18 protein-coding genes and 2 tRNA genes are annotated in these 22188 nt (G+C 68.6%); 9 read left to right on the forward strand and 11 right to left on the reverse strand.

From position 1 onward, the window contains the following. Positions 1-34: 34 nt before the first annotated feature. Together proS and ACFQE0_RS22455 are read right to left on the reverse strand one after the other, a co-directional pair. Positions 35-1360 carry a proline--tRNA ligase gene (gene proS, locus ACFQE0_RS22450; protein WP_378973587.1) on the reverse strand — a complete coding sequence of 442 codons (1326 nt, stop codon included), beginning with the start codon at positions 1358-1360 and terminating at the stop codon, positions 35-37. A 479-nt stretch (positions 1361-1839) separates the two neighbouring features. Continuing rightward, positions 1840-2037, reverse strand: a complete 198-nt coding sequence (locus tag ACFQE0_RS22455) for a hypothetical protein (protein ID WP_378973590.1) — start codon at positions 2035-2037, stop codon at positions 1840-1842. 176 nt (positions 2038-2213) lie between these two features. Between ACFQE0_RS22455 and ACFQE0_RS22460 the strand changes: the two genes are divergently transcribed. Continuing rightward, on the forward strand, positions 2214-2492 hold the full coding sequence (locus tag ACFQE0_RS22460; protein WP_378973593.1) for a hypothetical protein: 279 nt from the start codon (positions 2214-2216) through the stop codon (positions 2490-2492). 288 nt (positions 2493-2780) lie between these two features. Here ACFQE0_RS22460 and ACFQE0_RS22465 read toward each other — a convergent pair. The 4 genes from ACFQE0_RS22465 to rocF form a co-directional block, all read right to left on the reverse strand. Next, a tRNA-Asn gene (locus ACFQE0_RS22465) sits at positions 2781-2856 on the reverse strand. Positions 2857-3027: 171 nt separating this feature from the next. Next, positions 3028-3101 (reverse strand) — tRNA-Cys (locus ACFQE0_RS22470). 104 nt (positions 3102-3205) lie between these two features. Beyond that, entirely contained in the window at positions 3206-4069 is an 864-nt protein-coding gene (locus ACFQE0_RS22475) for an urease accessory protein UreD (protein ID WP_378973595.1), read from the reverse strand. Between the two features lie 5 nt (positions 4070-4074). Beyond that, complete coding sequence (gene rocF / locus ACFQE0_RS22480) at positions 4075-5040, reverse strand: arginase (protein ID WP_378973598.1); 966 nt, start codon at positions 5038-5040, stop codon at positions 4075-4077. Between the two features lie 170 nt (positions 5041-5210). Here rocF and urtA point away from each other — a divergent pair, with 170 nt between their 5' ends. From urtA to ACFQE0_RS22510, 6 genes are all read left to right on the forward strand, one after another. Then, positions 5211-6506 carry an urea ABC transporter substrate-binding protein gene (urtA, locus tag ACFQE0_RS22485; RefSeq protein WP_378973601.1) on the forward strand — a complete coding sequence of 432 codons (1296 nt, stop codon included), beginning with the start codon at positions 5211-5213 and terminating at the stop codon, positions 6504-6506. 254 nt (positions 6507-6760) lie between these two features. Beyond that, positions 6761-8335 carry an urea ABC transporter permease subunit UrtB gene (gene urtB / locus ACFQE0_RS22490; RefSeq protein WP_378973604.1) on the forward strand — a complete coding sequence of 525 codons (1575 nt, stop codon included), beginning with the start codon at positions 6761-6763 and terminating at the stop codon, positions 8333-8335. A 5-nt stretch (positions 8336-8340) separates the two neighbouring features. Further along, positions 8341-9495 (forward strand): urea ABC transporter permease subunit UrtC, encoded by a 1155-nt coding sequence (gene urtC, locus ACFQE0_RS22495; RefSeq protein ID WP_378973606.1) that lies wholly within the window; start codon positions 8341-8343, stop codon positions 9493-9495. Positions 9496-9509: 14 nt separating this feature from the next. Next, the gene (gene urtD, locus ACFQE0_RS22500; protein WP_378975636.1) at positions 9510-10295 is read left to right on the forward strand and encodes an urea ABC transporter ATP-binding protein UrtD; all 786 of its coding nucleotides are present in this window, start codon (positions 9510-9512) and stop codon (positions 10293-10295) included. Positions 10296-10297: 2 nt separating this feature from the next. Then, positions 10298-10993 (forward strand): urea ABC transporter ATP-binding subunit UrtE, encoded by a 696-nt coding sequence (urtE, locus tag ACFQE0_RS22505; RefSeq protein WP_378973608.1) that lies wholly within the window; start codon positions 10298-10300, stop codon positions 10991-10993. A 186-nt stretch (positions 10994-11179) separates the two neighbouring features. Then, a complete protein-coding gene (locus tag ACFQE0_RS22510; protein ID WP_378973610.1) occupies positions 11180-13333 on the forward strand; it encodes a methyl-accepting chemotaxis protein in 2154 nt (717 codons plus the stop codon). A gap of 59 nt (positions 13334-13392) precedes the next feature. Here ACFQE0_RS22510 and ACFQE0_RS22515 read toward each other — a convergent pair whose 3' ends face one another. Together ACFQE0_RS22515 and ACFQE0_RS22520 are read right to left on the reverse strand one after the other, a co-directional pair. Next, a complete protein-coding gene (locus ACFQE0_RS22515) occupies positions 13393-14793 on the reverse strand; it encodes an ATP-binding protein (protein WP_378973613.1) in 1401 nt (466 codons plus the stop codon). Further along, on the reverse strand, positions 14790-15545 hold the full coding sequence (locus ACFQE0_RS22520) for a response regulator (protein WP_378973615.1): 756 nt from the start codon (positions 15543-15545) through the stop codon (positions 14790-14792). The genes ACFQE0_RS22515 and ACFQE0_RS22520 overlap by 4 nt, the downstream gene beginning before the upstream one ends. Before the next feature lie 101 nt (positions 15546-15646). Between ACFQE0_RS22520 and ACFQE0_RS22525 the strand changes: the two genes are divergently transcribed. After that, positions 15647-16885 carry an acyl-CoA dehydrogenase family protein gene (locus ACFQE0_RS22525; RefSeq protein WP_378973618.1) on the forward strand — a complete coding sequence of 413 codons (1239 nt, stop codon included), beginning with the start codon at positions 15647-15649 and terminating at the stop codon, positions 16883-16885. A 108-nt stretch (positions 16886-16993) separates the two neighbouring features. Beyond that, the gene (locus ACFQE0_RS22530) at positions 16994-18865 is read left to right on the forward strand and encodes a glycoside hydrolase family 15 protein (protein WP_378973620.1); all 1872 of its coding nucleotides are present in this window, start codon (positions 16994-16996) and stop codon (positions 18863-18865) included. 16 nt (positions 18866-18881) lie between these two features. Here the strand turns inward: ACFQE0_RS22530 and ACFQE0_RS22535 are convergent, their stop codons facing one another. The 3 genes from ACFQE0_RS22535 to ACFQE0_RS22545 form a co-directional block, all read right to left on the reverse strand. Beyond that, entirely contained in the window at positions 18882-20360 is a 1479-nt protein-coding gene (locus ACFQE0_RS22535; RefSeq protein WP_378973623.1) for a DUF2336 domain-containing protein, read from the reverse strand. Beyond that, entirely contained in the window at positions 20357-21457 is a 1101-nt protein-coding gene (locus tag ACFQE0_RS22540) for a serine/threonine-protein kinase (RefSeq protein ID WP_378973625.1), read from the reverse strand. Before ACFQE0_RS22540 ends, ACFQE0_RS22535 begins: the two co-directional genes overlap by 4 nt. A gap of 96 nt (positions 21458-21553) precedes the next feature. Next, positions 21554-22183: a flavin reductase family protein gene (locus ACFQE0_RS22545; RefSeq protein WP_378973628.1), complete on the reverse strand. Its 630-nt coding sequence runs from the start codon at positions 22181-22183 to the stop codon at positions 21554-21556. Between the last annotated feature and the right edge of the window lie 5 nt (positions 22184-22188).

Consider the following 22188-nt stretch of genomic DNA (forward strand, 5'->3'; position numbering starts at 1 on the left):
GGTCGAAGGTCTCGCGCCCCGCCATCGGGCCGCCTCAGACGCGCTTGATGCGTGCCAGGAGATCGATCGCCGGCAGGCTCTCCCGCTCGCCGCCCGCGCGCCGCTTCAACTCGACCTTGCCCTCGGCGAGGCCCTTCGGTCCGACCACGACCTGCCAGGGCAGGCCGATCAGGTCGGCGGTGGCGAACTTGGCGCCCGGCCGCTCATCGCGGTCGTCGTAAAGCACGGAGAGCCCGGCGGCCTCGAGTTCGCCCTGGATCTGCGCGCAGGCGGCATCGGTCGCCGCGTCGCCGACCTTCAGGTTGATCAGTGCCACGTCGAACGGGGCCACCGCATCCGGCCAGATGATCCCGGCCTCGTCGTGCGAGGCCTCGATGATCGCGGCGACGAGGCGGCTCGGGCCGATGCCATAGGAGCCCATATGGACCGGCCGCTCGATGCCGTCCGGCCCGGCGACCTTGGCGTTCATCGGCTCGGAATACTTGGTACCGAAATAGAAGATGTGCCCCACCTCGATGCCACGGGCGGAGAGGCGGCTCTCCTCCGGCACCTCGGCGAAGGCATCGGCCTCGTGCATCTCCTCCGTCGCGGCGTAGCGCGAGGTCCAGGCGTCCACGAGGCCCTGGAGGCCGGCGACGTCGTCGAAATCGACGTTCTCCGGCGGGATGTCCATGTCGAGATAGGCCTTGTCGCAGAACACCTCGCTCTCGCCGGTCTGGGCGAGGATGATGAACTCGTGCGAGAGGTCGCCGCCGATCGGGCCGGTATCGGCGCGCATCGGGATCGCCTTAAGGCCGAGCCCGGCGAAGGTGCGCAGGTAGGAGACGAACACCTTGTTATAGGCGTGGCGGGACGTCGCCTGATCGAAATCGAAGGAATAACCGTCCTTCATCAGGAATTCGCGGGAGCGCATGGTGCCGAAGCGGGGACGCACCTCGTCCCGGAACTTCCATGAGATCTGGTAGAGGTTCTTGGGCAGGTCCTTGTAGGACCGCACGCTCGCCCGGAAGATCTCGGTGACCATTTCCTCGGCTGTCGGGCCGTAGAGCATTTCGCGCTCGTGACGGTCCTTCAGGCGCAGCATCTCCTTGCCGTAGGCATCGTAGCGGCCGGATTCACGCCACAGCTCGGCCGATTGCACCGTCGGCATCAGGATCTCGACGGCGCCCGAGCGCTCCTGCTCCCGGCGGATCACGTCGCAGACCTTATTCAGGACACGCAGCCCGAGCGGCAGCCACGCGTAGATGCCAGCCGATTCCTGCCGCACCAGTCCGGCGCGCAGCATCAGGCGGTGAGAGACGATCTCGGCTTCCTTGGGCGTCTCGCGCAAGGTCGGGAGGAAGTAGCGGGAGAGACGCATCGATCGCTTCGAAAGGGGGCCTGCGGGGCCTCGAGGCGCCCGGCGTCGGGCACACAACACGTCACTGTGGCAAAAAACAAGCGGATCCTGGCTGGGAGCGATCCCTCAGGCTTCACCGGACGGCGAGGCGCAACCCCGGCGCGAGCGGTCAGTTCCACAGGTCGGCAAAAAAGCGCAGATTTTTTCTCCAACCCCGGTGACAGCACGCATTGTTGTTCCTATAAGCGTGCCGCGATGTTTGCGACGCCCCGAGGGGCTGGCGCAGGGTCCGAGTCTCGGGAGGAAAAACCGGCCACCACGCAGGCAATGCGTCGGGTAACCCAAGGCCGAACAACTGGTAAATTTAAAAGCAAGGCCCTGGGGCCTTGCTTTTTTGTTTTGTGCCTACCGCCCTTGATTAGGACGACACTTGCGGGTCGCCTAATCTTTCGAGAGCAAGCTTTCAATTTCAGGTAGAATCACTGTGGCGGCAGGACGGTTCAGCGGATCCCGGCTTCGGCCAGTTCGCGTCGCCAGCAATCCGCCGATATGAGCGCGCCCTTCTCGGTCGAGAAGGCATAGGGCGATTGCCGGACGGGCGTGCCGTCCTGACGGCGGATGATCCAGCGAAAGGTCGGCGAGGTGCCCGAACCGGGCACGATCTCGACGGTGTGGGAATGGTCGTGGGCGATGCTCATGATCGGATAACGTTCGCAACCGCGATATTGCTCCGCGGTGAAGAGTGCCTAGCCTCAAGTGTGACCCGGATACCACGCCCACCGGTTGATCTGTCCCAGTAAGGATAAGCTGCCACACTCTGTACGAACGCGGCCCGCATGGAGTGGGGATCGCAGGAACAGGAGCGGCGCAGCCGATGAAAAAGTCCAGCCAGGCGGAAGAGGCGACTGTCGTGGCCTTCCCGGCCCGCCTTGCGCCGACGATCACCGACGAGGCGGTCGCCTCGGTCATCGAGGTGCTGCAGGACCAACTCGCCCTGGCACGTGAGGGCAAGCTGCGCTCCGTCGCCGTGGTCTCGGTCTCGTCGGACGGCGAGGCGATCGGCACGCAATGGTCCTGCCGCAAGGGCGACCTGACCAGCCTGATCGGCAAGCTGACGGTCCTCACCCACGACATGATGGCCTCGCGGGAATAAGGCCGCTCAGCCCCGGCTGGGGCTGGTCATTTCATTACGTCGAGCACAGCGAAGCCATCCAAGACCGCAAAACGCCCCCGGGCGACGCGGATCCCTGGATGGCTTCGCTGCGTGTGGGGTGATGTCGAAGGATGAGGGCGTGCTGCGAGCCGGCCCATCGTGGCAGGCTCGGATCAGGCTGCGTGCCGTATTCCCGCGCGCTCGAACGCCAAAGCTTGGCCAAACCACAGCACAAAGCGTGGCTGTCGAAGCAGAGAGACTAGCGATGTGAGGGAGTTGTTAGTGTGATGGCTCCCCGAGCAGGACTCGAACCTGCGACAAGGCGATTAACAGTCGCCTGCTCTACCAACTGAGCTATCGGGGATCACGGGGGTGTCTCTACACAGCACCGGCGGACCGCGCAAGTCCTGTTCGACGCCAATTTTCCCGTCGGCCGGTCTGTTGCCGAAAGGCAACGCAATCCGAGGCGGCTGAACGAAAAAGCCCCGGCCTTCAGGGCGCGGGGCTGCATCGTCATTGTGCTGTCAGGAAAGATTGGAGGCCTCGGAGGGAATCGAACCCCCGTACAAGGATTTGCAGTCCTCTGCGTAACCACTCCGCCACGAGGCCATCGCATTCACGGCGTGAGCCGCGCGGGGTCTGGCGGACGACCCCGGAGGCCGCGTCTCTAGCAGAGGTTCCCCCTGACAGGCAACGGGCCAGATCGAGCCAATTCAGGTCTGCCATACGCGCGGCATCGGCAGGCCGCGATAGGCCGAGAGGAACCGGGCGGCGCGCTGGCGCAGCGGTCCCACCGCTGGACCGAGCATCCGAATGGCGAGATGCCCGTTCCAGGCACTGGCGGCGGCCTCGATACCCTCCGCCGGCCGGTCGAGCCGTTCCAGTTCCGCGCGCGCCTCCTCCAGGCGAGCCTCCGCGCCGGGGCCGAGGTCGAGCAGGGTCGCCGCCGCGCTCGCGCCGCCGCCGATAGGAGGCCGGGCCAGAAGATCGGAGATCGGTCCTCGGATCAGTGCCGTGTCGGCATAGGTCAGGCGCCCGCCCCGCCGCACCCGCCACGCATCGGCGAAGAGCCCCTCCCCGATCCGCTCGCGCCGCGCTGCGCGGCCGAAGGCCACGATCTCGACGGCAAGCATCCCGGCTCCCGGCGCGAGATCGACCTCGAAGCGGCGGCGCAGGCGGGCATGATCGAACAGGATCGTCTCCTGCGGCAGCCATGCGAGCCGTGCCCCCTCCCCGATCGTGACGTGGTTCTCGACATGGCTCTCCGGCCCATCCGAGCGGTAGATCTTCTCCGCCGCCGTGGTGGTGAAGACGAGTTCGCTCCCCGCCACGAGGTCGAGCTCCACGCGGAAATCGTCGCCGCAGGCGATTCCACCCGCTGTGTTGACCAGTACGGCTTCCGGCGCCCCGTCGACGCGGGGAAACCGCAACCGCGACGGCCCGGATTCGGCGAGGTCGCGGATGCGCGTCGGGCCGCCCTCTCCGCTCGGCCCCACCGCAAGCCGGATGCGCCCGACAGATCTCTGACGCGCGGCGACGCCTGCGGGAGCGTCGCAGTTTGCCTGTTGAATGTGCATGGCCATCATCCGCGCCCTGCCTCTTCGGTGGGCAATGCCTCCGAGTGGGACGGTCGGTCGAGGATGCGCCTCCCGAACAAGCTCGCCACCAATTCCACCAGCACTCGCGCCGAGCGGCCACGCTCGTCCAGGAACGGGTTCAGTTCGACGACGTCCAGAGAGCCGACCAGACCGCAATCGTGCAGCATCTCCATGATGAGATGCGCCTCGCGGAAGGTGGCGCCGCCGGGCACCGCCGTGCCGACCGCGGGGGCGATCGAGGGATCGAGGAAGTCGATATCCAGGCTGACATGAAGGTGGGCGTTCTCGGCCGCCGCCTGTTCGAGCACCCGGCGCAGGGGCGCCACCACGCCGAACTCATCGATGGCGCGCATGTCGGTGACGCCGACCCGACGGGCGCGGACCAGGGCGCGCTCGCCCGCATCGACGGAACGCAGGCCGAACAGGTGGACGTGGCGTGGGTCGAGCGGAGGCGGGGACGGCTCACGGAAGAGGCCGGTGAAGCCCGGCTCGCCGCAGAGCGCCGCCAGCGGCATCCCGTGGACATTGCCCGAGGGCGAGGTCTCGGGCGTGTTGAAATCGGCATGGGCATCGAGCCACAGCACCCGGAATGGGCGGCCGGTCCTGGCGCAATGGCGCATCGCCCCGTCGACGGAGCCGAGCGACAGGCTGTGGTCGCCCCCGGCGGCGATCGGAACCGCGCCCTCCGCAAGCGCCGCCTCGACGGAGGCCGAGAGGGCCTTTGCCCAGGCCGCCACCGCCGGCAGACCGGTCGCGCCCGGCGCCAGCCCGGCCGGGGCCACATCGCCCCGGTCCTCCACCGTGTGGCCGAGGTCCCGCAGCGTCCGCACCAGCCCGGCGGTGCGGAGCGCCGCCGGACCCATCAGGGCGCCCGGCTCGCTGGTGCCAACCTCGATCGGCGCGCCGATCAAGGCGATATGCCTGGCGTCCTCGTCGCGTTCATGCGGCATCGGTTTCTCCGGAAAACGAGAACGGCTCTAGCAGAGACCGGACCGCTCCTGATGACGGCCGAAGAGGCGGCGCGTGCTCGCCAGGAATGCAATCCTCGTTTCTGCCCAAAAAACTGGCACGGCCATTGCCTCCGGCTGCGACGTCTCGTGCAGACGACAAGGGGAAGACCGTGAAGACTTGGAAGACGTGGAGTTCGGCCGCTGCGCTGGCCGCCGGCCTCGCCCTGGGCGCGCTTTCGACAGGCGCCGCACGGGCGGAAGACACCATCAAGGTGGGTATCCTGCACTCGTTGTCGGGCACGATGGCGATCTCGGAAACGACCCTCAAGGATGCGATGCTGATGCTCATTGCCGAGCAGAACGCCAAGGGCGGCGTGCTCGGCAAGAAGCTGGAGCCGGTGGTGGTCGACCCGGCTTCGAACTGGCCGCTCTTCGCCGAGAAGGCCCGCGAGTTGATCTCGAAGGACAAGGTTTCCGCGGTGTTCGGCTGCTGGACCAGCGTGTCGCGCAAGTCCGTGCTGCCGGTCTTCAAGGAGTTGAACAACATCCTGTTCTACCCCGTCCAGTATGAGGGCGAGGAGAGCGAGCGCAACGTGTTCTACACGGGCGCCGCCCCGAACCAGCAGGCGATCCCGGCGGTGGATTACCTGATGTCCGAGGATGGCGGCGGCGCGAAGCGCTGGGTGCTGGAGGGCACGGATTACGTCTATCCCCGGACCACGAACAAGATCCTCGAAGCCTACCTCAAGTCGAAGGGGGTCGCGGCCGAGGACATCATGATCAACTACACGCCGTTCGGCTTCTCGGACTGGCAGACCGAGGTGTCGAAGATCAAGGCGTTCGGTTCGGCGGGCAAGAAGACGGCCGTGGTCTCGACCATCAATGGCGACGCCAACGTGCCGTTCTACAAGGAACTCGGCAACCAGGGCATCAAGGCCACCGATATCCCGGTCGTCGCCTTCTCCGTGGGTGAGGAAGAACTCGCCGGTATCGACACCAAGCCACTGGTCGGCCACCTCGCGGCCTGGAACTACTTCGAGTCGATCAAGACGCCGGAGAACGAGGAGTTCATCAAGAAGTGGCAGGCGTTCAAGAAGAACGCCAAGGCCGTCACCAACGACCCGATGGAGGCCCACTACATCGGCTTCAACATGTGGGTGAAGGCGGTCGAGAAGGCGGGGACCGCCGATCCGGACAAGGTGATCGCCGCGCTTCCAGGCATCGAGCAGAAGAACCTCACCGGTGGCACCGCCACGATGCTCCCCAACCACCACATCACCAAGCCGGTCTTCATCGGTGAGATCGAGGCCAACGGCCAGTTCGACGTGGTGTGGAAGACCGACAAGCTGATCCCCGGCGAGGCGTGGTCCAAGCAGCTCGAAGGCTCGAAGGACCTCGAGGCCGATTGGGTGAAGCTCAACTGCGGCAACTACAACACCAAGACCAAGAAGTGCGGCGGGGCGTGACCGCCGCATCCCCTCTCCCTGCTTGCGGGGAGAGGGCTGAGCCCCCCTCGTCGGGGGCGAAGCGAGGCGGCAGCCGAGGGTGAGGGGGCGTGCTGGCAGAGACTCCTCCGTCGAGCCCCCTCACCTCCGCTGCGGCTTCGCCTCCGCTTCCCACGGACACGACAAGGTGTCCGTGGGACTCTCCCCTCAGGCGGGGAGAGGGGAATGGGCGCCTCCATGATTTCAGGCGTCCGCTCATCAAAGATGAGAAAAGAATGATCCGCCTCCTCACCCTCCTCCTGCTCCTCCTCGCCGGCCCCGCGCTGGCCCAGGCGCCCGATCCGTACGCCCAGCTTGCGGGCGACGGCTATGCCGAGATCGAGGCCGGTGTCGCGGGGCTCGCCGCCAGCGGCGATCCACGGGCGGGGGCCGTCCTCTCGGCCCTGTCGGAGGGGCGGCTCCTCGCACGGTCGTCGGACAAGGCCCTTTTCATTCGCCAGGGAAACACCCTGGTCGAGGCGAAGACCGGCGCTGCCGCGCCCGACGATACGACCCTCAAGCCCGTGCGCGCCAACAACAAGGTCCGACGGAGCATCGAGGCCGCGCAGGGCCAGCTGAACCTCGTAAGCCCCGATCCCGCGAAGCGGCGGGAGGCGGCCGAGGCCGTGTTCAAGGCCCGCGAGGCGGCGGCGTTGCCGGCCCTCGATGCCGCCCTCGCGCGGGAGAAGGATGCGGGCGTCAAGCAGGCCATGACCGAGGCCCGCGCCGCCGTCATCCTCGCCAAGCCCGGCACGTCCGAGCCTGATCGGCTCGCGGCGGTCCCGGCCATTCAGGCGCGGGGCGACGGCGACGCCATGGGGATCCTGCGTGGCCTCGGCGCCGATCCGAGCGAGGCGGTGCGCGCCGCCGCCGGACGGGGCATCGCCGCCATCGAGACCCGGCTCGCGATCCTCGGGGCGCTTCAGAACGTCTGGTACGGCATCTCGCTGGGCTCGGTGCTGCTGCTCGCGGCCATCGGGCTCGCCATCACCTTCGGCGTGATGGGCATCATCAACATGGCCCATGGCGAGATGGTGATGCTTGGAGCCTACACGACCTATCTCGTGCAGGAGGCGATCCGCACCAAGGCACCCGCCCTGTTCCCGTGGTCGCTGGCCATCAGCATCCCCTGCGCCTTCCTCGTGGCGGGACTGGTCGGCATCCTGATCGAGCGGTTCATCATCCGCTTCCTCTATGGGCGCCCGCTGGAAACCCTGCTCGCCACCTTCGGCGTCAGCCTCGCCCTGCAGCAAGGGGTGCGCTCGATCTTCGGGCCGACGAACCGGGAGGTCGGCGCCCCGGCCTTCATGAGCGGCGCCTTCGACTTTTTCGGATTGTCGATCACCTGGGGGCGCCTCTGGATCATCGTCTTCGCGTTTGCCGTCTTCCTCGGCTTGCTGTTCGTATTGCGAAAAACGTCGTTCGGGCTGAAGACCCGGGCCGTCACCCAGAACCGGCGCATGGCCGCCGCCATGGGTATCCGCACGCCCTATGTCGATGCGCTGACCTTCGGCCTCGGCTCCGGCATCGCGGGCATCGCCGGGGTGGCTCTGTCGCAGATCGACAACGTCTCGCCCAATCTCGGCCAGGGCTACATCATCGACTCGTTCCTCGTGGTGGTGTTCGGCGGTGTCGGCAACCTGTGGGGCACGCTGGTCGCAGCCCTGACGCTCGGTGTCGTGAACAAGCTCGCGGAGCCGTATATCGGCGCCGTTCTCGCCAAAATCGGCCTTCTGATCTTCATCATCCTGTTCATCCAGAAGCGCCCGCGCGGGTTGTTCGCGCTGAAGGGCCGGGCGGTGGAATCGTGAGCGCCATGGCCCCTCGCACCCGCCTCATCGACCTCAAGGGTTGGATCTTCCTGGCCTTCCTGGCGGCCTTCTGCCTCGCGGTGCCGCTGCTGAACCTCGCGGTACCGGAAGGCTCCGGCCTGCACCTGCCGACCTACCTCGTCTCGCTGTTCGGCAAGTATCTCGCCTATGCCCTGCTCGCGGTCAGCCTCGACTTGGTCTGGGGCTATTGCGGCATCCTCTCGCTCGGCCACGGGGCGTTCTTCGCGCTCGGCGGCTACGCGATGGGCATGTACCTGATGCGCCAGATCGGCAGCCGGGGTGTCTACGGCAACCCGGTCCTGCCCGACTTCATGGTGTTCCTGAACTACAAGGAACTGCCCTGGTATTGGTACGGGTTCGACCATTTCGCCTTCGCGGCGCTGATGGTGCTGCTCGTGCCGGGGCTGCTCGCCTTCCTGTTCGGCTGGCTCGCCTTCCGCTCGCGGGTGACGGGCGTCTACCTGTCGATCATCACGCAGGCGATGACCTACGCCCTGATGCTCGCCTTCTTCCGCAACGACATGGGGCTTGGCGGCAATAACGGACTGACCGACTTCAAGGACCTGCTGGGCTTCAACGTGCAGGCGCAGGGTTTCCGGGTCGCCATCTTCGTGGCGACCGGCATCGCCCTGGCGATCGGCTACCTCATCGCCCGCATGATGACGGTCTCGGCCTACGGCAAGATCCTCATTGCCGTGCGCGATGCCGAGAGCCGGACCCGGTTCCTCGGCTACCGGCCGGAGCACTTCAAGACGCTGGCCTTCACCGTCTCGGCGATGATGGCGGGCGTTGCGGGCGCCCTCTACGTGCCGCAGGTCGGCATCATCAATCCCGGCGAGTTCGCGCCGGGCAATTCCATCGAGGCGGTGATCTGGGTCGCTGTCGGCGGGCGCGGGACGCTGGTCGGCGCGGCGCTCGGGGCCGTGGTGGTGAATTACGCCAAGACGGTGCTGACGGGCGCCATGCCCGATGCGTGGCTGTTCGCGCTGGGCGCCCTGTTCGTGGTGGTGACGCTGTTCATGCCGCGCGGCATTGTCGGCACGCTGGTGGAGAAGTTCGGCAGCCGCCGGGCGGCGGCCAAGCTCCCGCCGGAACCCGAGATCGCGCCGAAGCTCGCGGAAGAGGGACAGGGCTCGTGAGCGCGACCGACGTGATGGAACGCCCCGCGACGGCGCCGGGCCCCGCCAACAAGACGAAAGTCACCGACGCGCTGCTCTACGTCGATGACCTGCGCGTGACCTTCGACGGCTACAAGGCCCTGCGCGGCCTGTCGCTGACGCTGCTGCCGGGGGAGATGCGGGCGATCATCGGTCCGAACGGCGCCGGCAAGACCACGATGATGGATTGCATCACCGGCAAGACGAAGCCCGACAGTGGGATCGCCCTGTTCGACGGCAAGCATGACCTGCTGGCGCTGGACGAGCCGGCCATCGCCGACCTCGGCATCGGCCGAAAGTTCCAGAAGCCGACCGTGTTCGAGAGCCACACGGTGGCGGACAACGTCCTGCTGGCCTTGAAGGGCCCCCGCGCGGCGGCGGCTTCGTTGTTCGGTTGGCGCAATCGTGTGGCGGCGGAGCGCATCGACGCGATCCTCACCACCGTCGGGCTCATCGCCCATCGCGCCCGGCCCGCAGCCGATCTCAGCCACGGTCAGAAGCAGTGGCTGGAGATCGGGATGCTGCTCGCGCAAGATCCGAAGCTCCTCCTCGTGGACGAGCCGGTGGCGGGCATGACCGATGCCGAGACCGCGCAGACGGCCGATCTGCTACGGCGGATCGCCGGTGAGCACGCTGTGGTGGTGGTGGAGCACGACATGCACTTCGTGCGCGCGCTCCAGTGCCGCGTCACCTGCCTGCATGAAGGCGCGGTGCTGGCGGAAGGCTCCATCGATGCCGTGTCGGCCGACCCGAAGGTGGTCGAAGTGTATCTGGGGCGGTGAGCATGCTGAGCGTCGAAGGCATCGACCTGTATTACGGAGCGGCGCAAGCCCTGCGCGGCGTGTCCCTGAAGGCCGAGGCCGGGCAGGTCACGACCGTTCTCGGCCGCAACGGCGTGGGCAAGACCTCCCTCCTCCGGGCCATCGTCGGGCAGCAACCGGTCAAGGGCGGGGCGATCCGTCTCGATGGCCGCGAGATCCAGGGGCTGGCGCCCTATGACCGGGCGCGGGCGGGCGTCGCCTTCGTGCCCCAAGGCCGGGAGATCTTTCCCCTGCTGACGGTGAAGGAGAATCTCGAGACCGGCTTCGCGCCCCTCAAGCGGCGGGACCGGCACGTCCCCGCCGAGATCTACGACCTGTTCCCCGTCCTTAAGGACATGCTGCATCGGCGCGGCGGCGACCTGTCCGGCGGCCAGCAGCAGCAGCTCGCCATCGGCCGCGCACTCGTCACCCGGCCGAAGCTCCTCGTCCTCGATGAGCCTACGGAGGGCATCCAGCCCTCCATCATCAAGGATATCGGCCGGGCCATCACTTACCTGCGCGGCAAGGGCGAAATGGCGATCGTGCTGGTCGAGCAGTATTTCGAATGGGCGCGCGACCTCTGCGATCATTACGCCGTGATGGATCGCGGGCAGGTTGTGCTTGCCGGGCCGCGCTCGGACATGGTCGAGGCCGACGTCCTGAAATGGATGTCGGTCTGACCGAAAATCCGTCAAGCGGGACGCCCGACCGGCGTTGCCCCAGCTGAAACAGTGAAAAGAGCGTATAAGCCCCGATATCGGACATCAGATGGTGTCGGGCAGCAATTACAAATTGCGCCACCCTTAAAGCTCTCTCAATCCGTCCCTCCTAGGGTGCAACCCACAATAAGAGTGGGGCGCTCGATTATGTTGAATTCATCGCGGCTGAGCACGCGTCTTCCGGCCATGACGATCGGTCTGGCCCTGATGAGTGCCGCTACAATGGGTGGCATCAGCTGGTATTCAGCCCGGGCGAGCCTCCTGACTGCGGCGGGTGATCGCCTCCAACTCGCCGCCTCCGCCCGGCGGGACAGCATCGAACTCACGGCCGACCGCCTGCACGCGGATTTCGTGGCGGTCGCCGCCCATCCGCAGGTCGTCTCGAACTTCCCGGACCTGATCGAAGCCCTCGATCCGGGCAAATCCGACTACGCGACGGTGATCGAAGCCTTCCGGGCACCCAAGACCGTCGAGGAGCGCATCGCCCTCGACGGCGGCGCGGGCACGGGGATGTATGGCCGCCGCCACGGCAAGGTGCAGGAGATCGCCCGCAAGCTGGTGGCGCAGCCGGGCTACGGCGACCTGCTCTTCGTCGATGAAAATGGCCGGATCGCCTACACCACGACCAAGAGTGAGGATTTCGCGGGCACCGTGGCGGAAGGCCCGCTCAAGGAGACCGGCCTGGGCCGCCTCGTGGAGCGGCTGAAGACGGCCGAGCCGAATGCCATCCTGTTCGAGGATTTCTCCGCCTACCCGGTCGGCGGCGTGCCCTCGGCCTTCATCGGCCGGGCGATGACGAAGCGCGCCAACGTCGCCATGGGCACCTCGCAGGCAGTGGAGCGCATCGGCTTCATCGTCATGCGCGTCACGCCCGCCCTGTTCAATCAAGTGCTCGCCAAGCGCACGGGCCTCGGCGAGACCGGGCAGGTGCTGGCTGCGGGCCAGGACGGGCTGCTGCGCAGCGATCCGCCGCTCAACACGGAGAAGGCGGGCACCTCGATCAAGGATCTCGGCATCCTGTCCCTGAGCGGAACCGGCAACGGAAGCTTCAGCTACAACGCCGCGAACGGCCCCCACATGGCCGCCGCCGCGACGGTGTCCGTCCATGGTGCGCCCTGGACCGTGATCGCCGAGCAATCCCAGGCGGAGGCGCTTCAGGATGCGCAGTCGCTCTCGCGCACGCTGGTCATGATCGGCCTCGCCGTTCTGGCGGCGACGGCCGTGCTCGGCCTGCTCCTCGCCCGCTCCATCGTGAGCCCGCTCGGCGCCCTCACCCGCGCGCTCAAGGCGCTGGCCGCCCGCGAGGACCTCGCCGAGGTGCCGGGCAGCCGTCGCGCCGACGAGATCGGCGACATCGCCCGTGCCGTCGTGACCATCCGCGACATGACGCTGGAAGAAGCCGCGCAGCAACTGCGCACGACCGAGGCGGCCCGGCTCCGCGAGGAGCAGGCCCGCCGCGCCATGCTTCAGGACCTTGCGGACAATTTCGAGCGGTCCGTGGTCGGCATTGTCGGTGACGTCAGCGGCGCGGTCACGACTCTCGGTGGCACGTCCGGCACGATGAGCTACGCGGTCGGTGAGACCTCGCAGCGTTCGGCCAACGTGGCGAGCGCCGCGCACCAGACCGCTGCCAGCGTCACCACGGTGGCCGCGGCGGCCGAGGAACTCGGCGCGACGGTGTCCGAGATCAGCCGTCAGGTCGAGCAGGCGGCAGGCATGTCGGATGCGGCGGTGCAGGAGGCCGAGCGCGCGGGCAGGACGGTGGCGGATCTCTCCGCCGTCGCGACCCGCATCGGCGATGTGGTGCGGATGGTCTCGGCCATCGCGGGCCAGACCAACCTCCTCGCCCTCAACGCCACGATCGAGGCCGCCCGCGCAGGCGAAGCCGGAAGGGGTTTCGCCGTGGTGGCCAACGAGGTGAAGGAACTCGCCGCCCAGACGTCCCGTGCCACGGACGAGATCGGTCAGCAGGTCGCGGCTATCCAGGCTGCGACCGGTGGCGCGTCGGTGGCGATCCAGTCGATCACGACGCAGATCGAAGCCATGAACCGCACCACCACCGGCATCGCGGCGGCGGTGGAGCAGCAGGGCGCGACGACACAGGAGATCGTGCGCAGCATGACCCAGGCTTCGGAGGGCACCAGCGCCATGACCTCCGACATCGCCGAAGTGGCCCGCGTGGCCGACGAGGCGGGCCGGGCCGCGGCTTCGGTGGCCGAGGTGACGGGGCATCTCGCCACGCAATCCGAGCGTCTGCGGGCCGAGGTCGCCCAGTTCCTCCAGAACGTCCGGGCGGCGTAAAAACAGGATCCCCCCTCCCCGCAGGCGGGGAGGGGGATCGCTCGAATGATCCCAGCCCCTCAGGCAGCCCGCGCGGCCGGTTCCTCGGCGGCGGGCGGCGTGGGCTTCCCACCCGAGAAATCCCGCGCGGCCAGCGGCAATTCGATCGCCGCGCAGAGGCCGCCTTCGGGGCGGTTCTCCAGGGTCAGGCGCCCGTCATGGGCCTCTACGATAGCCTGAACGATCGAGAGACCCAGGCCAAAGCCGCTCGCTGCGTTGAGATTGCGCGCCCGGTCGCCGCGCACGAAGGGCTGCAGCATCGTCTCGCGCTCCGCATCGGGAATGCCCGGCCCGGAATCGAGCACGCAGATCCGCACCCCGCGCGCCGATCCCTCCATCGTCAGGCTGGCCCGGCCGCCGTATTTTACGGCGTTGTCCACGAGGTTGGTGACCGCCCGCTGCAATTCGTCGGGCTGGCCACGCACGAGGACGTGGCGGCTGCGCTCCACGGTGACGGGCGCACCGATATCGGTGAAGCCGTCGCAAACCGTCTGCACCACCGAAGCGAGGTCCACGAGGCTGTGGCTGCCGGGATCCCGCGCCTGTCCGTCACGCACGAAGGACAGGGCCGCTTCCACGAGGCCGTTCATCTGGTCGAGGTCACGCAAAGTCGCCGCGCGGGCGGACTCGTCCTCGATGAACTCCGCGCGCAGGCGCAGCCGGGTGATCGGCGTACGCAGATCGTGGCTGATCGCGGCGAGCATCTGCGTGCGGTCGTCGATCAGCCGCCGGACGCGGGAGCGCATCCGGTCGAGGGCGCTGGAGACGGCGAGCACCTCCTGCGGGCCGGACTGGGGCAGGGCGACGTGGTCGTCCCGTGCGCCGAACGCCTCCGCCGCGCTGGCGAGCCGGGCCAGGGGTGCCGTGAGCGCCCGCGTCGCCCACAGGCACAGCAGGGCCAGCGTCAGGGCCAGGAACACCACGGTGAAGATCAGCGCGCCCTGGCGCGGCGGGCGCAGCGGATCGTCCGCCAGGGTGGCGCGCAGCATCGCACCGTTGCCGGTGACGATGCCGACATGCAGAAAGTCGCTGTTGCCTGAGGGCTTGAGGCTCGTCACCGTCACCGGGCGTCCGGCGGCGGCGCGCAGGCGGCGGACGATCGCCCGGTCCGGGGCGGGCTCGGCGCCGGGGGGCGCCACGCCGTCCCAGGGTTCGACCTCGACCAGGGGCAGGGACCGCGCCCCCGCCGCGATCAAGGCCGGACGCGCGGAAGGCTCGGCCACATCGAGGAGGCGAGCCAGCACACCGACCCGCGCGGCGGCGACGCCCGGCAGCGTGTCGGGGTTCTGCGGCTCGTGCAGCAGGAAGAACGACATCGTGGCCACCGCATGAGCCACGGCGATGCCCGCGACGACGAGGAGCGCCATCTGCCCCGCGATGCTGCGCGGGCGCAGGCGGGCGCGCAGGGCTGCCAGCGTCATGACCGGGTGACCTCCGGCGTGAACAGGTAGCCGCCCGAGCGGATGGTGCGGATGTATTCCGGGTTGCGCGTGTCGCGCTCGATCTTCTGGCGGATGCGCGAGACCAGCACGTCGATGCTGCGCTCGAACGGCCCGGCCGCCCTCCCCTGCGTCAGATCCAGGAGCTGGTCACGCGAGAGCACCCGCCCCGGCCGAAGACAGAGGGCGTGGAGCAGGTCGAACTCCGCCCCCGTGATCGCCACCCGCGCGCCTTCGGGGCTCAGGAGCTGACGCAGCGACACGTCGAGGGTCCAGCCCGCGAAATGCAGGCGCTTGCGCTCATCCTCCTCGGGGGCCTCGGCCGAGACCCGTCGCAGGATCGCCCGGATGCGGGCGAGCAATTCGCGCGGGTTGAACGGCTTGCCGAGATAGTCGTCCGCGCCGAGTTCGAGGCCGAGGATGCGGTCCACCTCCTCGGATTTCGCGGTGAGCATCAGAATCGGGATCTGAGAGGTCTCGCGCAGGCGGCGGCACAGGCTGAACCCGTCCTCGCCCGGCAGCATCAGGTCGAGGACGATCAGGTCGATGCGCGATTCCGCGAGCGCCCGGTCCATCTCGCGACCATCCCCGGCAATCGTCACGCGGCAGTCGTTGCCGCGCAGATAGCGTGCCACGAGGGCAGAGATCTCGCGGTCGTCTTCCACCACAAGAATGTGGGGGGCGGCGGATTGAGTCATCGCGCGGGTATCGAGGAGTGGATCGGCAAGCGTCATCCTCCGATTATGGCCCCACGACGCCGATATTCGAAGATCCCGGAGGGAACCATTTTGTAAACCGGTGTTTCCAGCCCCGCGAGATCGAACGGGGAGGCACCATGACACGCAGCGATACACGCCGTGACACGATCGCACCGCAGCCGCCGGAGCTGGCTTCCCCCTGGCGCACCGAGGCGCGGGCGTCGCTCCAGGCCGAGGCCCGCGCCTTCGCCCGCGAGACCGTGTTGCCGATCGCCGACGAACTCGACCCGCAGAAGGCGCAGATGCCGCCCTCCCTCATCGCCGCCATGGCCGCGAAGGGCTGGTTCGGCATCACCATCCCCCAGGAGCATGGCGGGTTGGGGCTCGGCGTGTTCGAGTACTGCCTCGTCTCCGAGGAACTCGCCCGGTCCTGGCTGTCGGTGGGCTCGATCCTGGCGCGGGGCCAGGGGCTCGGCACCCAGACCCTCGATCCCGAGCGCCGGGCCGCCCTGATGCGCCGGTCCGCGAAAGGCGAGTGGATCGGCTCGATCTCCCTGTCGGAGCCCAATGCGGGCTCGGACCTCGCGGGCGTGGCGACGAAGGCCGTGCGCGAGGGCGATACCTGGGTGCTCACCGGCCGCAAGCGCTGGGCGGGCTTCGCCAAGGGCGCCCACTTCATCGAGGTGTTGGCGCGGACCCGCGAGCCGAAGCCCGGCGAGTCCCGCTCGGCCGGGCTGGAACCGTTCCTCGTGGTCAAGCAGCCCGGCACCTTCCCCGAAGGCATGAAGGGCCGGGTGATCGACAAGATCGGCTATCACGGCTTCGAGACCTTCGAACTCGACCTCGAAGGCGTGCGGGTGCCCGAGAGCGACCGCCTCACCGGCCTCTACGGCGACCAGGGGGCGGATGCGGATTCGGGCGGATTCGCCGCCGTGCAGCGCGGGCTGAACATCGCCCGCGTCCACACCGCCGCGCGGGCGGTGGGCGTCGCGCGGGCGGCGGTCGAGGATTGCCAACTCTACCTTCAGGAGCGCGAACAGTTCGGCCACCCGATCGGCGACTTCCAGGCGCTCCGCTTCGCGCTGGCCGACATGGCGGCCGAGGTGACGCAAGCCCGTGCCTTCTGGCAGCAGGTCGCCCACCTCCTCGATCAGGGCGAACCGGCGGAGTCGGAATCGGCCATGGTGAAGCTCACCTGCACCGAGATGGCGGTGCGGGTGACGAACCAAGCGATGCAACTCCATGGAGGCAACGGCTACACGACCGAGCGCCGGGTGGAGCGGTATTGGCGCGATGCCCGCCTCACCACGATCTTCGAGGGGACCAGCGAGATCCAGCGCCGGATCATCAGCGACCGGATGCTGCCGCGGCCCTGAGGCCGTGCGGCGAATCGTCGAGCCCGACTCCCCACCGCCCCGCCGTTGGCTACCTCAACGGCGGGGGATGTCATTTGCCGCGCCTCTGGCGGCTCAACCGGAACTCCAGTGTCGAAGCCTATCAGCGATTACGCCATCGTCGGCGATACCCATTCCTGTGCGCTGATCGCCCGCGACGGCTCGGTCGACTGGCTGTGCTGGCCGCGTCACGATTCGCCCGCCCTGTTCGTGAAACTCCTCGATGACGAGAAGGGCGGCTCCTGCGCCGTCACGCTGGCGGGTCTCACCGGCACCCATCGGCGCTACCGTCCCGACACCAACATCCTGGAGACGACCCTCACGACGCAGATGGGCCGCGCCGTGCTGACCGACCTGATGCCCGTGAACCCGCCCGCGCCCGAGCCCGACGAGGGGCCGGATGGCGAGGGCGAGAGCCGCCTGATCCGCCTCCTCACCTGCGAGGAGGGCACGGTCGAAGGCGCCTTCACCGTGCGCCCCACCTTCGACTACGCCCGACGGGCCTGCACGCCGATCGAGGCAGAGGGCTCCGTCCTGTTCGAGGCGGGGGATTGGCGGATCCGCGTCAACGCGGCCCCCTGCCCCCGCATCGACGGCGATACGGCCACGGTGACGTTCCGCCTCTCGGCTGGGGAGACCGCTTATCTCGTCCTCACTCATGGCGAGGATTCGGAGGGCGCCGGCATCGATGACCTTGCCGGGGCACAGCGGCGTCTCGCTTGCACCGAGGAATACTGGCGGCGCTGGAGCGCCCGCTGCACCTATCGCGGCCCCTACCGGGAGGCGGTGCTGCGCTCGGCGCTTTGCCTGAAGCTCCTGACCTATTCACCTTCCGGCGGCATCGTCGCGGCTGCGACCGCGGGCCTGCCGGAGGCCGTGCCCGGCAATCGCAACTTCGACTACCGGTTCACGTGGATGCGCGATGCCGCCTTCACGGTGACGGCCTTCGTCATGCTCGGCTACGTGCGCGAGGCCTCCGAATTCCTGCGCTTCCTGCGCGAGCGCGACGACACCTTCGGGCGCGAAACCAAGCTGATGTACGGCGTCTGCGACGACATCCCGCCAGAGGAGGCGCTGACCCATCTCGCGGGCTGGAACGGAGTCGGCCCGGTGCTGGTCGGCAACGCAGCCGAGAGCCAAGACCAGCACGACATCTACGGCGAGTTGATCCGCGCCCTCTGCGTCTTCCTCGAAGCGGTGGAATACGATCCGCCCGAGAAGGTCAACGACCGCCTGCCGAGGGTGCTCGACAACCTCACGGCCCGCGCGATCCGCCACCGGCACGATGCCGATCACGGCATCTGGGAATTGCGTACCGGTCCGCGCCAGCAGGTCCATACCAAGGCGATGATCTGGGTGGCGCTGACCGACGCCGCCCGCATCGCCCGCCGGATCGACGGGGTGCCCGACGACAAGATCGCGGAATGGGAGCGGATCGCCGCCGAGGTCCGCGCGGAGTATCTGGAGAAGGGCTGGAGCGAGGAGCGCAACGCTTTCACCGGCGCCTACGGCTCGCACCATCTCGACGCGGCGGTGCTGCGCGTCGCCCTGTTCGGGGCCATCGACCCGTCCGATCCGCGACTGCGCGCGACGCTCGCCGCCATCGAGCAGGAACTCGGTGCGGGCGGCGACCTGATCTATCGCTACCGGATGGAGGACGGGTTCGAGGGCGACGAGGGCGCGTTCACGGCCTGCGCCTTCTGGCGGGTCGGCTGCCTCGCCCTCGACGGGCGGACCGGTGAGGCCAAGGCCGCCTTCGAGCGACTGGTGGCGCGTGGCAACGATGTCGGACTGCTCGCGGAGGAGATCGACCCTGCGACCGGCGAGCAGCGAGGCAACACCCCGCAGGGCTTCTCTCACATGGCGTTGATCAACGCCGCCCTGCGCCTCGACGGTGCCATCGCACGCTTTGGCCTCGTCGAGGATGACGGGGCGACGGCGCAGGCCCGCGCGGCCGAATAGGACCCGCGCGGCGCCCTTACGCGGCGATGGCGATGCTGTCCTTGGCCGGGCTCGTACGGCTCGCGCGGAATTCCGCGATGAGGGCGGTGTCGAGTTCGCTGAGGATCGTCTCCGGCACGGCCTCGACGGAGGCGGGCTCCCGACCCTTGCGGAACCAGTCGATGATCTGATCCGGCAGGGATTCGAGGATCGCGCCGACAGGGTCGGTACGGCTCTCCGTGACCGGCGTCTCGACGGGGGTGGCCTCTGCGAAGCCCTGCGCCCGGCGATGGGCGTCCAGCGCTTCCTTCCAGGCGGCGTCGGCGGCGAGGCGTTCGCGCTCGGCGGCCTCGCGGGCCGTGGCCTCGGCCAGGATCGCGCGGGTGGTCTCGCGTGCCTCGTCGCGGGCGGCCTCGGCCTCGAACCGGGTGAGCAGGGCGACGACGCTGCGGATCTCCGGGCTCTCCCAGCCCTCACAGGCCTCGATGGCCCGCTCGATCATCCGGCGGGAAAGGCCCGCAGCCCTCACGGCGCCGTTCGGCTCGGCGCGGGCGGTGTCGCGCCACGCCGACAGCACCGCCTGCATCGCGGGGAGCAGGGCTGCGGGCAGGCGCGCCCGCTCGTGCAGCCCGGCGACCGCCTTCGGATCGCGCATGGCGCGGGCGACGACCGCATGGTCGAGCCCCGACAGGTCCGCGAAGGCGGTCTGCGCGAACTCGATCCGCCCCGACAGGATGGCGCGAAGGATCAGCCCGGCATTGAGCTGGTGGGTGCCGCGCAGGTAGCCAACGAGGCGGGAGGTCGCCGCCGCTCCCGCTCCGGCGCTGAGGTCGAGGGCGGTGCGCTCCGCAATCTCGCGGTTAACGCGCTCGGAGCGCGCCGCACCAAGCCAGCCGCGCTCGGTCGCGAAAGCTGAGAGGCTCTTGGCGAGCGCCATGGCGATGGCGTGGCGGACCTCCGGCGGCAGATCATGCCGGGCGAGGAGGGCTTCGCGCAGGTCGGCCTCGTGGCCGAACCGCTCGATCATCCGCAGGAGACGCCCGCCGGTGATCCGCGCGGTCGGGTTGCCCGCGAGCGCCACCAGGGTCGGAAGGTCCGCGATCTCGGCGAGTGCGCCCGATACGGCGGGAGTGAGGTGGTGGCGCCGGGCGATGACCTCGCGTGCCTCCTCGTCGCCGAGGGCGGCGGCCTCGACCAGATCGGCCTCGGTGAGGACCGGGGAGCGGGCGAGGATCGGCTCGGATACCTCGAATCCGTCGCAGGACAGGGCGACCACGATCGGGCGCGGGCTGCGGGCGGAATCGGCACAGACCTCCGCGAGCGCCCGGCGCACCGAGGGGGCCGGATCGTCGAGGAGGCTCAACAGCGCGGTCTTCGCCTCCCACGAGGCTTCCGCGTCGAGGTTGCCGTAAAGATAGGCCCGCGCCATGGCCGCCGCCCCCTGCGCCCGGCGATCCGCCGGTGCATTGAGGGTCAGGGCCAGGAATTGGCGGATGATCATGGACTTCTTGATCATGGGCCTCTCCTTGGGGCGAACAGGGTGTTCGCAGACGGGGCCGCACCGAACTCCGCCGGGCGGCGGGGCGGCAGCGGGGCGTGGACGAGGGCCGGACCGGGCGGGACCACCTCGCTTGCGAGGGAGCCCGTCACCGCCGGGATGTCCTCGGGATCGGCCGAGGCGAGGAGCGGCGCCGCGACGCGGCTCTCGGCCTCGTCCGAGCGCGGGAAATACGACGGTGCGGGCCGCGCGGTGGCGGTGCCGGAGGTTCGCCCCTGCCAGAGCTTGGCGACGGCGTCGTTGGTGGTCGCGCGGCGATCGGTCTGGAACAGGCTGCGCAGATCGGAGCCGCCGCCGAAGGCGGTCGCCGTCGAGACGTAGGCATTGGCCGAAGGCGGGACGGCCTGAGCTTCGGATGGGCCGTCCTGGCGGATCGCGACGGGCGCGGCATTGACGTTCGCGCCCTGGGCCGCCGCCGAGAGGCTGGCATAGAGTTCGGCCGCCGTGCGCGGGCGCCCGGAGCGATCGTAGAACAGCGACCGGTTGGCGGCGGCGGCCTCCGGAAGGTCGAGGGCAGCCGCGCGCTCGGGGAAGGTCTTGGCGGTGCCGATCAGGCTCGCTGCGCCCTTCGCCCCGAGGACGTGGGCGGCGTAGAGGTCACCCGCCGTCGGCTCGTGGCCGATGGCGGCTTGCAGGGCCTGGGCATTCTTCTGAGTCAGGGCGCCTGCCAGCACCGAGGCGACCTTCGGGTCGCGCCGCAGATCCAGGATCGCCTGCTTCTGAGATGGGTCGGCGACGGCGTAAGTGCCGTCGGACTGGCGGACGATGGCATCCGCCTGCGCCTGCAGCCCGAGCTGCGGGCCGGCATTCTTCATGGTGCCGAGCCAGGTCTGCTCGATGAACTGGAACAGCCCCGTGGCACTGGAGGTCGGCGCCTTGGCCGCTGGATCGAGGGCCGATTCGCGGCGCGCCGTGGCGAGGAGGTAGTCGAAGCCGACGCCCGTGGCGCTCGCCCCGTCGCGGATCGCCTGCACGACCGGAGCCGGTGCGGGACGCACGAGCGCGGGCGGCGTGGGAATCTCCGGGGGTGTAGCCGTGGTGGTGAACAGGAACATCCGGCGTCGGCCAGTCTGTGAGGACCGGCCGACCCTGCGCCTGTCATGGTAAATAAAGCCTCAAGGATGAAGCGGTGTTAACGCAGGCTTCAGCCGTTAAGACCCCGTAAACTCTCCTGCACCCTTCGGGCGGCGCATGGTGAAACGCGTCTCTGGGGTCGCATGAAAGTAATCGAAATAACCTCCACGCATGATCGGATGCATTGCGGCGGTGTCGACCATTCCGTCTGTAACAAATCGATCTTCGACATAAATCGAGACGACCTGCCCGATCACGAGGAAATTCTCGGCCTCGCCGCCGCCGAGCGGCACGAGCGGGACGGTTTGCAACCACCGGCATTCGAGGGCGGCGGGCGAGGCGGCGACCCGGGGCGGGCGCACCTTGAGGGAAGGAGCCGTCTCCAGCCCGGCGAAGGCGAATTCGCTCTCCCCGCGCGGCAGGGGGGCGGACGAATCGTTCATCCCGTCGCGCAGATCCCAGGTGGCGAGGCTGCACACGAACTCGCCGCCCTCCTCCGTGAAGACCAGGGCATCCTTCCGCCCCGTGGAGGAGAACGCCACCATGTTGTCGCCGACGGCATTGAAGAAGGAATACGGCGCGAGGTTCAGGCGCCCGGCCTTGTCCATGGCGCTGATCCAGCCGATCGGCCGGGGGGCGACGATGGCCTTGAGCGGGCTGTGGGGCAGGCTGCGCTCGGCGCGCGGAAGATCGAGATCGTAATGCACGGTCG

The organism is Methylobacterium komagatae (assembly GCF_042661665.1).
Lineage (GTDB): Bacteria > Pseudomonadota > Alphaproteobacteria > Rhizobiales > Beijerinckiaceae > Methylobacterium > Methylobacterium komagatae.